At 68.1% G+C, this 13,274-nt stretch carries 13 protein-coding genes; 8 read left to right on the top strand and 5 right to left on the bottom strand.

The genetic code is table 11. The features are described 5' to 3' along the window. Positions 1–43: 43 nt before the first annotated feature. Positions 44–1,720: a methyl-accepting chemotaxis protein gene (locus ACNTAO_RS08320; protein WP_435161522.1), complete on the bottom strand. Its 1,677-nt coding sequence runs from the start codon at positions 1,718–1,720 to the stop codon at positions 44–46. A 146-nt stretch (positions 1,721–1,866) separates the two neighbouring features. On the opposite strand from ACNTAO_RS08320, the gene ACNTAO_RS08315 reads away from it, so the two are divergent. Beyond that, entirely contained in the window at positions 1,867–3,651 is a 1,785-nt protein-coding gene (locus tag ACNTAO_RS08315; protein WP_435161521.1) for an excinuclease ABC subunit C, read from the top strand. A 124-nt stretch (positions 3,652–3,775) separates the two neighbouring features. On the opposite strand, the gene ahbB is transcribed toward ACNTAO_RS08315, so the two are convergent. Next, a complete protein-coding gene (ahbB, locus tag ACNTAO_RS08310; RefSeq protein ID WP_435161520.1) occupies positions 3,776–4,840 on the bottom strand; it encodes a siroheme decarboxylase subunit beta in 1,065 nt (354 codons plus the stop codon). 885 nt (positions 4,841–5,725) lie between these two features. Between ahbB and ACNTAO_RS08305 the strand changes: the two genes are divergently transcribed. After that, positions 5,726–5,965, top strand: coding sequence for a hypothetical protein (locus ACNTAO_RS08305; RefSeq protein ID WP_435161519.1), 240 nt, complete (start codon positions 5,726–5,728; stop codon positions 5,963–5,965). Positions 5,966–6,001: 36 nt separating this feature from the next. On the opposite strand, the gene ACNTAO_RS08300 is transcribed toward ACNTAO_RS08305, so the two are convergent. After that, positions 6,002–7,279: a CobW family GTP-binding protein gene (locus tag ACNTAO_RS08300; RefSeq protein WP_435161518.1), complete on the bottom strand. Its 1,278-nt coding sequence runs from the start codon at positions 7,277–7,279 to the stop codon at positions 6,002–6,004. 131 nt (positions 7,280–7,410) lie between these two features. Between ACNTAO_RS08300 and ACNTAO_RS08295 the strand changes: the two genes are divergently transcribed. The 4 genes from ACNTAO_RS08295 (at position 7,411) to ACNTAO_RS08280 (ending at position 11,048) form a co-directional block, all read left to right on the top strand. Next, positions 7,411–7,611, top strand: coding sequence for a hypothetical protein (locus ACNTAO_RS08295; RefSeq protein WP_435161517.1), 201 nt, complete (start codon positions 7,411–7,413; stop codon positions 7,609–7,611). A 90-nt stretch (positions 7,612–7,701) separates the two neighbouring features. Further along, positions 7,702–7,998, top strand: a complete 297-nt coding sequence (locus ACNTAO_RS08290) for a DUF7990 family protein (RefSeq protein ID WP_435161516.1) — start codon at positions 7,702–7,704, stop codon at positions 7,996–7,998. After that, on the top strand, positions 7,998–8,969 hold the full coding sequence (locus tag ACNTAO_RS08285; RefSeq protein WP_435161515.1) for an ArsA family ATPase: 972 nt from the start codon (positions 7,998–8,000) through the stop codon (positions 8,967–8,969). Before ACNTAO_RS08290 ends, ACNTAO_RS08285 begins: the two co-directional genes overlap by 1 nt. A 234-nt stretch (positions 8,970–9,203) precedes the next feature. Next, positions 9,204–11,048: a carbon starvation CstA family protein gene (locus ACNTAO_RS08280; RefSeq protein ID WP_435161514.1), complete on the top strand. Its 1,845-nt coding sequence runs from the start codon at positions 9,204–9,206 to the stop codon at positions 11,046–11,048. Positions 11,049–11,147: 99 nt separating this feature from the next. Here the strand turns inward: ACNTAO_RS08280 and ACNTAO_RS08275 are convergent, their stop codons facing one another. Both ACNTAO_RS08275 and ACNTAO_RS08270 read right to left on the bottom strand, forming a co-directional pair. Beyond that, positions 11,148–11,804, bottom strand: a complete 657-nt coding sequence (locus ACNTAO_RS08275; RefSeq protein WP_435161513.1) for a DUF8052 family protein — start codon at positions 11,802–11,804, stop codon at positions 11,148–11,150. Next, on the bottom strand, positions 11,797–12,198 hold the full coding sequence (locus ACNTAO_RS08270; protein ID WP_435161512.1) for a cupin domain-containing protein: 402 nt from the start codon (positions 12,196–12,198) through the stop codon (positions 11,797–11,799). The genes ACNTAO_RS08275 and ACNTAO_RS08270 overlap by 8 nt, the downstream gene beginning before the upstream one ends. A 102-nt stretch (positions 12,199–12,300) precedes the next feature. Between ACNTAO_RS08270 and ACNTAO_RS08265 the strand changes: the two genes are divergently transcribed. Next, positions 12,301–12,516 carry a DUF8007 family protein gene (locus ACNTAO_RS08265; RefSeq protein WP_435161511.1) on the top strand — a complete coding sequence of 72 codons (216 nt, stop codon included), beginning with the start codon at positions 12,301–12,303 and terminating at the stop codon, positions 12,514–12,516. Positions 12,517–12,577: 61 nt separating this feature from the next. Beyond that, positions 12,578–13,264: a DUF5828 family protein gene (locus ACNTAO_RS08260; RefSeq protein WP_435161510.1), complete on the top strand. Its 687-nt coding sequence runs from the start codon at positions 12,578–12,580 to the stop codon at positions 13,262–13,264. The last annotated feature ends 10 nt before the right edge of the window (positions 13,265–13,274 follow it).

The following is a 13,274-nucleotide window of genomic DNA, read 5'->3' as shown; positions in this document are numbered from 1 at the left end:
CTGGGTACCGAACGAGGTTAAACGTTCGGCGACGGCCGTCGGCTCAGCCCTTCGGTCCGTCCGTCGCGCCCCCGTCGAGACGCTCGACGCGGGTCACGAGTTCGTCGACCGCGGCGGTCTGTCTCTGGGTGGCGTCGACGATCCGCGTCGTCGCCGTCTCGGTGCGATCGGATCGGTCCCGCACCCGCTCGAGCGACGCGGTGAGCTGCTCGACGGTCGCGGCCTGGTCGTCCGTCGCCCGCGCGACCTCGCCGACCCCGACCGCCGCTTCGTCGACCGCGTCGGCGATCTCGGTCAGTGCGTCGAGGACGGTCTCGATCTCCGTCTCTGCGTCGCGAATGCGGTCGTGTGACCGCTCGACGGCGCCGCTGGTCTCTGCGGACTGCGCCCGTAGCTGGTCGAGGCTCGCGGTGATCTCTTCGGTGTACCCGCGGGTCTCGTCGGCGAGCTTTTTCACCTCCTCGGCGACGACCGCGAAGCCGTCGCCGCCTTCGCCGGCGCGAGCCGCCTCGATGTTCGCGTTCAGCGCGAGCAGGTTCGTTTGCTCGGCCACCTCCGAGATGACCGCGATCACCTCCTCGATGTCCGTCATGCGATCCGAGAGCGCTCCGACGCTCTCGACGAGTTCGTCACCGATCCGTACGACGTCTTCGGTCGCGGCTCGTGCGTCCTCGCTGGCGTCGAGTCCCGCGCTGGCCGCGTCGCTCGCGGCTTCGGCTGCGGCATCGACCTGGTCGGCCGTGGCAGCGACCTCTTCCATCCCGGCCGAGAACGACTGCATCTCTGTAACGCTCTCGTCGAGCAGTTCGTCCTGTGCGGCGACGTTTTCGGCGATCTCGTCGACGGCTCCGCTCGCCTCCTCGGTGGTCTCGTCCATCCGTCGCACCTGCTCGTGGACGCTCTCGACGAGCGTCTGTAGCCCGTCGGCCATCTCGTTGACGGCGTCGACGACACCGACTAACTCGTCGTCGAGACGCGTGCTCTCCGGTGGTTCGGCGGCACGAGCGTTGAGATCTCCGTCGCCGATGGCCACCGCAGTATCCCGGACCGCGGCCACCAGCTGCGCCGTCGTGTCGCGTTCTTCGACGGTCTTGGTTCGGTCGATCACGACCTCCGTGACACCGGCGAGTGCTCCGTCCGCGTACAGTGGCGTGGCGGTGAACTCGATGTGTTTCGTCTGGCCGCGGCTGTCGACCATCGTGCTGGCGTCCCCGTAGCGCGTCCGGGCGGTGTCGCGACGTGTGACGTCGTAGACCTCGTCCGCGCGATCGGGCTCTTCGAGCACCTTGTCGGCGAGCGTGTCGGCCCGCCGGCCGTCGGGATAGAACAACTCCGAGGCGTGTGCGTGCCCGATCGCGTCTTCGGCGTCGGTACCGGTGAGTTCGGCGAGTGACTCGTTCCACGCGACGACGGTTCCGTCGAGCCCGAGGACGAACGCCGGGACGCCGAGTGCATCGAACGTCGACGCCGCCTCTAAGCCGCCGGACCCGTCGCCGGTGGTGGGGCCGTCGCCGTCGGACCCGTCGCCGTCGGACCCGTCGCCGGTGGTGGGGCCGTCACCGCGGAGAGGATCGTCGCCGTCGTCGCTCGTCGACTCGCGGCCGACGTTCGCCTTCTCGCCGCCGGTCGGCGTTCCAGCGGTGACCCCGCCGTCTGTGACCGACCGCCCGTGTTCGTCTCGTGTGAGCACCCGCTTCACTCGGTCCCAGTACCCCGTCATCTGTCTCTGTGTGACATGCGGTGCCACATAAATCGATCCACCACACAATCAACGGTGATAATCGCTCCCGGCGGCGTGCAAGCCGACACGCGGCGGCCACCGTCTCCCCGTAGCGTTCAAACACGTCGGGTGGTTACCCTGGATCGATGGACGCCGACGCGGTGCGCGTGCGCGCGACCGACCTCCCGACGGAGCCTGGCGTGTACCAGTTTCGAACCGGGGAGACGACGCTGTACGTCGGCAAGGCCGTCGACCTCCGCGACCGTGTCCGGTCGTACGCCGACCCGCGGTCGGGACGCATCCGAGGCATGGTCAAGCGCGCCTCGCGGATCGAGTTCGCCGTCACGGACACCGAGACGCAGGCACTCCTGCTCGAGGCGAACCTGATCAAGCGACTCCAACCGCGGTACAACGTTCGGCTGAAAGACGACAAGTCGTATCCACTCGTCGCGTTCACCGACCACCCGGTCCCGCGGATCGAAGTGACGCGTGACCCCGACGCCGGCGCCGTCGCGTACGGCCCGTTCACCGACAAGGGCCGCGTCGAGACGGTGGTGAAGGCGATTCGCGACGAGTACGGCCTGCGCGGCTGTTCGGACCACACGTACGCAGATCGCGACCGTCCGTGTCTCGACTACGAGATGGGCATCTGTACGGCGCCGTGCACCGGCGAGATCGACCCGGAGGCGTACGCCGAGGACGTGACGGCCGCCAGACGGTTCTTCGACGGCGAGACGGGCGTCCTCGCCGATCCACTCCGGCGCCGCATGGAGGCCGCCGCGGAGCGTGCCGAGTTCGAACGCGCCGCGAACCTGCGCGACCGGATCCAGGCTGTCGAGGCGTTTCACGGCGACGGCGGCGAGGCCGTGAGCAGCCGCTCCGACGACCGAACCGTCGACGTGCTCGCCGCGGCCGTCGAAGGCGACGTGGCCCGCGTGGCACGGCTCCACAGCGAGCGGGGCCAACTCGTCGACCGCAGCCGACATCGACTTGACGCGCCCACGGTCGGGGCGGCTCGCGACGACGGAAAGACGTCACTCGCCGACCCCGACGACGCGGCGAGCACGCCCGCCGCGGTGCTCTCGGCGTTTCTCACCCAGTACTACGCCGAACGGGCGTTTCCGGACGCGGTGTTGTTAGCGGAGCGCCCGGCCGATCCAGACGTCGTCGACTGGCTCGAAGCCGAGGGCGTCGCGGTTCGAGTTCCAGGCGCTGGCCGCGAGGCGAAACTCGTCGAGCTCGCGCTCAAGAACGCCCGAAAGCGAGACCGACGAGACGACCCGGTCGGGGCGCTCGGCGACCGGCTCGACCTCGACCGCCCGGCGCGGGTCGAGGGGTTCGACGTGAGCCACGCCTCCGGTACCGCGGTCGTCGGGTCGAACGTCTGCTTCGTCGACGGGAGCGCCGAGACTGGTGCGTACCGTCGGAAGAAACTCACCGAGCGCAACGACGACTACGCGAACATGCGCGAGCTGGTTCGGTGGCGGGCGGCGCGCGCCACCGAGGGGCGCGACGACAGACCGGATCCCGATCTGCTGTTGATCGACGGCGGCGACGGCCAGCTCGGCGCGGCGCGTGACGCCCTCGTGGCCGCAGGCTGGGACGTGCCGGTCGTCGCCCTCGCGAAGGCCGAGGAGCTCGTCGTCACCCCAGACGGGCCACGCCGGTGGCCCGACGACGACCCGGCGTTACACCTGCTCCAGCGGGTTCGCGACGAGGCGCACCGATTCGCGGTCCAGTACCACCAGCGGGTTCGCGACGAGGTGAAGACGGTGCTCGACGACGTTCCTGGCGTCGGGCCGGCGACCCGGACGCGGCTGCTCCGTCGGTTCGGCTCCGTCGAGAACGTCCGGCGGGCCTCCATCGACGACCTCTGTGACGTCGACGGCGTCGGCGAGACGACGGCCGAGCGGCTCCACAGCCGCTTGTAGTGGCGAACAGGCGGCACCCACCTCCCGAGACGACTGCCGCACTCCCGTCTCCCGTCTCGGGTCACGCGTCAGCGCACGACGACGGTGGCCGCGGCATCGCACATACGTTGTCGCTTCGCGGTGGTCAGTCGGCTCGTCCGTCGGCGACGAGCGAGTCGTACTGCGCCCCGGTCTGTTTCAGGGTCTCCGTCGAGTAGAGTCGCTCGTGGTCGAACGGCAGGTGGTCGGCGGCGAGCTCGTCGATCTTCGCGTCGACGGCGTCGGCCTCGCGGCCGTGGATCATCGTGAAGAGATTGTACGGCCACGACTGGTCGGGTCGGCGGGGACGGTGATAACACAGCGTGACGTACGGGAGGCTGCCGACGGCCTCCCCGCGGGCGTCGAGCTCCTCGTCGGGGACGTCCCAGACGACCATACAGTTGTTCGTGAATCCGGTGACGATGTGGTTGACGACACAGCCGATCCGTTTGATACAGCCGTCGTTCCGGAGTCGTTCGACGGCGGCGAGGACGTCGTCGACGTCGGCGTCGATCTCGGCGGCCACGTCGCTGTACGGCGTCGCCGACAACGGAAAGCCGTCCTGGATGGCGACCAGGAGGTCGGCCTCGATCGGAGTGAGGTCGCCGCGGGCGTCTTCGGCGATCCGCGTCGCCGAGACTGGCGTCTCCTCGAGCGACTCGCGGGCGAACCGGTCGGCGTTCACGACCGGGAATTCGAGGTCGATGTAGTAGTCCGTGCGCATCGGGAGGTTCAACACCGTACACCCGGTCTCCGACTCGATCTCCGCGAGGATCGCATCGCGTCGCTGCCTCGACCCGGCGGTGACGACGAACCACTGGTTCCACTCGTGGTCCCGGCGGTAGTTGTGGTTCACCTGCCGATAGCCGTTGATCACTTCCGCGACCGCGTCGAACCGGTCTTCGGGTGCTTTCACCGCTGCGAGCGTCGACGAGCCGATGACGGGCGGATTGAGCACCGCGCCGAACCGACGAAACACGCCAGCCTCGCGTAGCGTCTCGACCCGAGCGAGCATCGCGTCGGCGTCGAGGTCAGTCCCCGTCTGTGCGCCGATGTCGTCGGCGAGGCGCTCGAACGGTCGCCGTTCGACGGGAAAGTCGCTCTGGTACTCGTCGATGAGTACCGCGTCGACCGCGTCGATCTGTGCCCGCCAGTCGGCGTCAAGACTCATGTGTCGACACCAGGTGACGGGCGTACGTACCGGTTTCGCTGCCGACGACCGCACGGCCGAGCCACACCCAGCCACCACCGGTCCGACAGTCTTGTCCGCTCTTCGACCCGTCTTCGACCCGTCCTGGACCCATCTCCGACCAGTTCCACTCCGGACCGTAGACGGACCCAGCGTCGGTCGACTCACGCGGCGCTCTCGCTCTCAACTCGCCACACATCTTCTGCGGTGGCGCGCGCCTCGCGGGCCGCGAAGCGTGCCCGCGAGCGCGTGCGAGGGATGAGCGAGTCGCCGCAGGCGACGAGCGAATCGGCTGGGGAGGGTGTGGCGGTAACTGGTGCCCGGGTGTCGTGCGGTCGTATTCACACACGCTCTACCGACCTATACGAGCGAATCGGCTGGGGAGGGTGTGGCGGTAACTGGTGCCCGGGTGTCGTGCGGTCGTATTCACGCACGCTCTACCGACCTATACGAGCGAATCGGCCCGGGAGGAGGTGGCGGTAAGTCGTGTCCGGGTGTCGCAGATCATCTCGGTCACACAGTCATCAGCAACGTATCGAATCGGCCCGGGAGGGTGTGGCGGTAACTGGTGTCCGGCTGTCGCAGATCATCTCGGTCATGCGATCATCACCAACGTACAGAATCGGCCCGGGAGGGGGTGGCGGTAACTGGTGCCCGGGTGTCGGGCGGTCGTGTTTGTACCGCCGCCACCACGGACGTATCGAATCGGTCCGAGAGCGCGTGACCGAGTGGCGTCAGACTGCCGTGGAGTCGTCTCAGTCGCCCTGACACTACCGGACACGTGCCCGTCGCTCGCTGCCCCGGCGGGTGTGTGTGGCCGCCACACAGCGGCAATACGTTGACAACGATAGCACGACACACACGCACATGGGATTCATCGAGACGATCGCGGACACGCTCAAGGCCTCGACACAGCGAGCCCCAGAGACGGCCGGTGACGACGGCTCGACGGGTGCCTACTGGTGTGACGGGTGCAGCGAACGGATACGCGACGTGGCAGTCGACGACCGCGGACTCGACGTCGACGACGAGGGGACGCCACGGTGTCCCTCGTGTGGCGAGCCGATGCGCTTCGAGCGGACGGCCGGCAGCGGCTGTGCCTGTTGAGGCCGCAGAGCCGGACGCCTCCACCGTGTGAGACGATCACGGCTCGCGGAGTACGACCTCGTCGCCGGGGGTCGTTGGGAATTCCTCGACGCCGGACAACTCGTCTTCGGCTCGCACGCGCTCCCACTCCTCGTCGGTGACGAGTGCCGCGTCGAGCCGGTCGACGATCGAGTCCGTCTCGAGGTCGGTCCCGATGACGACGTAGGCCGTCTCGCGGTCGCCGTGTTCGTCGTGCCACGACAGGTCGGGACGATTCGACCGGAGCATGTCCCGCTCGACCGACGGCCGGCTCGCGATCCACGGCCCTTGTGCGGTCACCCGAACCGAGCGACCCGCCTGGCCGACCTGTTGGCGCTGGTCGCTGCCCGCGACCCAGAGTGTGCCCTTCGACCGAACGACGTCGGCCGGCAGCGACCGAAGCGCCTCGGCGAGGCGGTCGGGCTGAAACGGACGACGACGGCGGTAGGTGAACGACGAGACGCCGTACACCTCGTCCGGGTGACGGTGCGCGTGGTTCGCTTCGCCGTGTGCGTGGTTCGCTTCGCCGTGTGCGTGGTCCGCTTCGCCGTGTGCGTGGTCCGCTTCGCCGTGCCCGCCGTGACCTGCGTCCGCGAGCGCGCGTTTCCACCCCGGGAGCGTCGCGAGTTCGCTCGCGTCGAACGCGTCGATCCCGACGAGCCGGTCGGGGTCGACCGCGGAGAACGACGTCGGAATCGTCGTCGCGTCGGGCTGGAGCGCGGCGACGAGGTCGGCCGCGCGGTCGAGCTCCGCGTCGCTACACAGGTCACGTTTGTTCAACAGGACGACGTTCGACACCTCGACCTGCTCGACGAGAAGGTCAGAGAGCGGTCGGCCGTCCGCGTCGGTACCCTGACGCGTCGGCACGTCGTCGTCGCCGAAGGCGTCGAGGAACCGACGGGTGTCGAGGACGGTCACGAGCGCGTCGACGCGGTACTGGGCTGCGACCCGCGACTCGGTCGTGAACAGCCTGGCGACCGGGGCCGGCTCGGAGATGCCGGACGACTCCACGACGAGTGCGTCGAACGACCGGTCGCGCGCGAGTCGAACGACGGCCGTCTCCAGGTCGTCTTGGAGCTCACAACAGATACAGCCGTTCGAGAGCTCCGTGACCCCGGCGACGTCGACCTCGGAGCCCTCCGCGATCAGCTCCGCGTCGACGTTCACGTCACCCATGTCGTTGACGAGCACCGCGATGTCGCGGTCGCCGGCGGCACCGAGGAGGTGGTTCAACAGGGTGGTCTTCCCCGCCCCGAGACTGCCCGAGAGCACCGTCACCGGGATCCGATCGCTCATGTGCGGGCCGTCGACGCCGAGCCTCTTGAACGCCCCGACGCCGGCGACACGAACACACAGCGACGCGGACGATGGGAGCGACGCGGTCGAAAGCCGATACGTTGATACCGCGGCCACGCCGATGGGCGGCCATGTTCGGACTCGTCTCCGTCGTCGGGATCGTCGGGCTGGTGGCGACGGCCGCGATGGTCGCCGCGATGTTGTACCTCGTCTGGCTCTCGATGGGCGACGGGACCCACGCGCCCAGCCCGGACACCGACGAGACGCCGGAGCTGGACGACGACGCCGCAGAAGACCGCGACCCGGAGCTGACCGACGGCAACACCGCGTGAAACGCGGCCCACCGGACGGCGACCACACGACCGAGCGCCGGCGGGGACGACCACAACAGCTTTAGGGTGATCCGGCGGTCATCGTCGACCATGACACTCGCAGCCCGAATCGAAACGTTCCGGTCGGTGCTCGAAGAGTGGCTCCGCGGGCTGTACCACGGGATGATCACGCACCCGGCCTACGAGAAGATCGAAAAAGAGGCCGAAGACGCAGAAGACGCGTTCATGCTGGCGTGTTTCCCGGACGCGTTCGGCATCCCGTCGCCCGTCTCGTACTACACCGCCGAGCTGTTGCCGTACCTCGAAAACGAGTTTGAGGCGTGGGAGCGCCGGCTGTGGGACCGCGAATCGCTCGTCGAACGCAAGGGCCAACAGTACCACTTCTGATGGAACCGTTCGTCTTCTTCGGCGGCAAAGGCGGGGTGGGCAAGACCACCGTATCGTGTGCGTACGGATACAAGTGTGCGAGCGCTGGGCTCTCGACGCTCGTCGTCTCGACGGACCCGGCCCACTCGGTCTCGGACGTCTTCGACCAGTCGTTCGGCGACGAGCCGGCGTCCGTCGCGGGCGTCGACGGGCTCGACGCGATGGAGATCGACCCCGACGACGAGGTCCAGCGACACCTCGATTCGATCCGTGAGGGGCTCTCAGAGCAGGTGTCGGCGGCGATGGTGAACGAGATCAATCGCCAGCTCGAGATGTCACATGGGACGCCGGGCGCGTACGAGGCCGCGCTGTTCGACGCCTTCGTCGGAGTGATGCGCGAGGAGAGCGAGCCGTACGACCGGGTCGTCTTCGACACCGCGCCGACGGGGTCGACGCTCCGACTGCTCGGGCTGCCGGAGTTCCTCGGCGACTGGATCGACCGGCTGTTGTACAAACGCCGGCAGTCGATCGACCTCTTCGAGAAGGCGGCCGTCGGCGACATGGAGCCCCGGCGCGTGATGGACGGGGACCCGGTGGTGGCCCGGCTGCAAGAACGAAAGGCGTTCTTCGAGTACGCCGGTGAGACCCTGCGGAACGACGCCGCGTTCTTTCTCGTGTTGAACCCGGATCAGCTGTCGGTGAACGAGACGGGTCGCGCGATCGAGGCGTTTCACGAGCGCGACCTCGCCGTCCGTGGGCTCGTCGCGAACAAGCTCACCCCGTCGCCGGACGACGACGAGGACGGCCGCGGCGCCCGGTACCTCCGCGAGCGCGTCGAGACCGAGCGCGACCGTCTCGAACAGGTCGAATCGACGTTTACCCCGCCGCTCGTTGCGACCATCGAGTCTCGAACGCGCGAGGTCCGCGGAGACCTCCTCGCAGAGGTCGCCGCCGCACTCGACGTCGACCCGGCACCTGCTGTTGAACACTGAGCGCTCGGCGGCGACGGTCACGACCCGAACGGGCGGGGAGAGGGTGCCCCGTCGTGCGCGCGAGAGCCGACTGGTACCGACGCCACAGAAAATTTCACACGACAGCTATTGAATCAACAATTCGAAGAGCAAAAACAACGATCGCGTCGGTCACCGGCGGGCGTCTGCGGCAGATCTCTCACGGATGATGGTAATATTTAACAGTCTCTTCGAGAATTTGTTCCACGAGAGCCTATGACGAGCATCATTTGGATCGTGGCCGCCGTGCTGGCAACGTTCTCCGTGGGGTACGTGGGGTACTCGCGGTACCTCTCGCGGTTCGTCGACCTCGACGACGACCGCGAGACGCCGGCACACAAGTACGAAGACGGTCAAGAGTACGTTCCGGCGAAGAAACCGGTGTTACTGGGGCATCACTTCTCGAGCATCGCGGGCGGCGCGCCCATCGTCGGTCCGATAACGGCCGGCGCCATCTGGGGATGGGTTCCGGCGCTGTTGTGGGTCGCCATCGGCAACCCGCTCATGGGGGCCGTCCACGACTTCATCTCGCTGTCGAGTTCGATCCGCCACGAGGGGCGGTCGATCGGGTACATCGTGGGCCAGTACGTCGGCGAACGCGGGAAGAACCTCCTGCTGTGGTTCGCGTTCCTCACGATCATCCTCGTCGTCGCGGTGTTCGCGCTCGTCGTCGGGATCGTGTTCAACGCGTACCCGCAGGTGACGACCGCGAGCTTCGTGTACGTCCTCTTGGCGCTCGGGTTCGGGGTGTACCTCTACCAGCTCAACGGGCCGTTCATCCCCGGCACCGTCCTCTTCGTCGCCGGCGTCTTCGCCGGCGTCTGGTTGGGCATCCAGTACCCGTTCGCGATCTTCGAGCTGGCCGGCGACGCCAGCCACCCCGCGGGCACGTTCGTGCTGTTCGAGAGCACCGGCTCCGGGTTCCCGGGCGCCGGCGCGCTCGGCGGGAACACCGCAGCGTGGGTGCCGGTGATCATGGTGTACGGCGCGATCGCCAGCGCCCTACCGGTGTGGGTGCTGCTCCAGCCGCGTGATTACCTCTCGTCGTTCCTGCTGTACACGGGCGTTGGCGGGGGCGTCCTCGCTATCGTCGCCGGTACGCTGCTCGGAACCGCCTCCCAGCCGCTCGTTATCGACTCGTCGATCGGGGTGTTCAACGGCTTCTGGGGCGTCGAGTCGGTCGGCCTCTTCCCGTTGTTCCCGCTGCTTTTCATCACCATCGCCTGCGGGACGATAAGCGGCTTCCACTCGCTCGTCTCCTCGGGGACGACCGCGAAACAGCTGAACAAAGAGAGCGACGCCCGGCTCATCGGCTACGGCGGGATGCTCGGTGAGGGACTTCTCGCCGCGCTCGCGCTGTCGACGCTCGCGGTCGCCGGAGTGACACAGGGCGGGGGGATCGGACGCGCGCTGCCGAACTTCGCGGAGGGCGGCGGTATCATCCTCACGAGCTTCGGCGTCCCGGTCGCCGTCGGGTCGGTGTTCATGGCGCTCGTGCTCGTGAGCTTCCTGCTCACCTCCACCGACACGGCCGTCCGCCTCGGCCGCTACATGATGGAGGAGATCGTCGGTGCGCCGAGCGGCTCGACGGTGACGGGCGTCTCCGGTGGCATCGGCGACATCGCGCGTGGCCGCTACACCAACCCGCTCATCCAGGTCGGGGTCGCGTACGCGCTCGTCCTCTCCGGACAGTGGGCCACGTTGTGGGGCCTCTTCGGCGGGGCGAACCAGCTGCTCGCCGCGCTCGCGCTGCTCACCGCGACCGTCTGGCTCGCCAACTGGGACGAGTCCAAACAGCTCGTCTCCACCGGCCTGCCGATGGCGATCATGGTGACGATCACGGTGCTCGGGCTGGCGTGGATCGCGCTGTACAACAACCTCTACCAGAACCTGCTGCAGGGCGGTGCCGAGACGGTGAGCGCACAGATCTCCTCGGCCACGCAGCTGGTGTTGGGACTGGTGTTGATCGGTCTCGCGCTGTCGCTCGTCCGGCTCGGGCTCGGTAACCTCCGGTCGGTCCGCGGCAGCGACGCGCCGGCCGCAGAACCGAGCGACGACTGACCGCGCGGACGCGGCGGGTCTTTTTTTGCCGCGTCTTCGGTCGGGAGGCCCGTGACGCGCGTCGACGTCCTATGCGTCACCACCGCCGTTTGGGGCGGCTCACCGCCAGAAGCGCTTGGCGAGCCGCGAGAAGAAGCCCTCCTCGGGTGGTTCGACCGGCTCCCACAGCCGGAACGCATCCGTCACCGTTGCGGCCTCGCTGTCGACGATGCGCTCTGTGTCGGGCGCGACGACGATCAGGTTCACCTCGTAGTGGCCGTAGTAGCCGAACGCGAGCAGCGTTCGGTCGCGGAAGCCGTCGACGAAGTCGGCGACCGCCGCCGGAATCGTCTCGGCGACGACGACGAAGGTAACGTCGGTGCCGTAGTGTTCTTCGTCGCCTTCGACGCGCTCGTCGGCGATCGCGTGTCCGAGCGCGACGAGCCGCTCGAGCTCAGCGACGGTCGGGCGGTCGACGCGGCGGGCGAAGAGGTACTCGTTGGTCTCGTGGTCGGCGTAGCTCAACGCCGGGTGGAGGAACTGTTTCTGGCTTCGCATCCGCATCTCCGCGGCGAGCGCGAACCGTTCGCCGTCGACGACGACGTCACGATCGAGGTCGTAGCTGTACAACAGCCGGTCGGAGACGCGGTCGAGGTACTCGTCGTCGTAGTCCGGGACCGCCTCGCGAATCTCCGCGGGAAGCTCCTCCGGCGGGCGTCGCGGCGCGGTGCCCGGCTTCGCCGGCGGCTCCTCCTCGCCCGCGTTCGTCTCACGCATCGTCGGGACCGGCGTCGGTCGCCCCCGGCTCGTAGACGACGGCGTCGCCCGCGACGGGTGGCGCGCCGATCGCCAACAGCTCGACCGCCGCGTCGGCCGTCTCGGGGTTGTGCGCGCGCTGGGGACTCCCCGGATCGACGACGAACAACTCGTCGGCTTCGACGGCGTACTGCTCGTCTGGGGTCTCGACGACGAGCGTCCCCGAGAGCACATAAAACGCCTCCCGTTGGGTCTCGTGGTAGTGGTACGCGAGCGGGACCTGCTCGCCCGGCGCGGCGCGAAATCGGTTGAGCGCCAACTCGTCGAGTCCCGCCGGGGCCGCCAGCTTCCGACACGTGGACGGCCGGTCCGGCTCCGGCTCGACGGCCGTCGTGTCGACGACTCGGTATCCCATGTGGGCCGAACACACACGAGCGATAAAAACGCGTCGAGAGCCGCGATGGCCCCCGTCGGTACCGTTTTGTAGCTGGCCGTCGAATGTATGTATCGAACGAACATGAGCGACACCGACGGACGAACGGAGGCGTGTGGCCGGTGTGCGATGTCGACCGTCGTCGACGCCGTCGACGGCGAGGAGGACCGCGACCCGTTCGGCGACGCGCGGATCGAAGTCGACGAGGCGGCGATTCGGCGCGTGTCGCCGGCGGGTATCCTCGCCGACGCGAAGCGCTGGCTGAACGACGCGGTCCGCCGGCTCACCTACGGGCGGTGAGCCAGACGACCCGCCCGACGAGGAAACTTATACGCCTCCGTGCCGTGACAGTCGATAGCCAATGGACGAGAGCATCTCCGGGTTCAAACAACGCGGGGACTGGGGCGACGTCGTCGAACACGGCGAGCGGATCACGCTCGCGCTCCGCGAGGCCGGCGTGGACGGCGACGCCTTCCACGACTTCGACGACTGGCGCCCGAAGACCCACGAGCGCATCGACGAGGACGTCTCCGAGAAGACCGCCGCACAGGCGTCCGTCGGCGAGGGCGAAGGCGAGAAGGCGGGCAAGACGCCGGGTGAGGACCTCCAGACGGCTGGCGAGAAGCTCAGCGAGTCCTACGAGCGCGTCGAGGCCGACGACACCGAGGGGGCCGTAGAGCGCTGGGGCGAGTCGATCACGCACGTCGCCCGGGCGGCCGACTCCGCGAGCCGAAAGGCGATCCGGAAGGTCGAAGATACGGTGTACCGGAAGGTGATGACCCAGGTCGCGCCGTACTACTTCGACAACGAGCTCGTGAGCGCCAACGTCACCCAGGTCAACCGGAGCGAGCCGGGCGAGCAGTTCGTCTTCGAGGTGAACGTCAACGACGACGAGTTGAAATCGCGCGTGAGCGACATCCTCTCGGCGTACGAGAACGAGATAGACCGCTGGCACGTCGAGACGGAGAAACGGACCGAAGACGTCGCCGCCGCCGAGGGCGTCGAGCCGCCGGAAGACGAGGGTGGCCCGAAGTCGACGATGACCTGAGTCCGGGTCG

The organism is Halorubrum zhoui (assembly GCF_051194155.1).
Lineage (GTDB): Archaea > Halobacteriota > Halobacteria > Halobacteriales > Haloferacaceae > Halorubrum.
The sequence above is the reverse complement of the archived record's forward strand: the minus strand, read 5'-3'. Positions and strand labels throughout refer to the sequence as shown.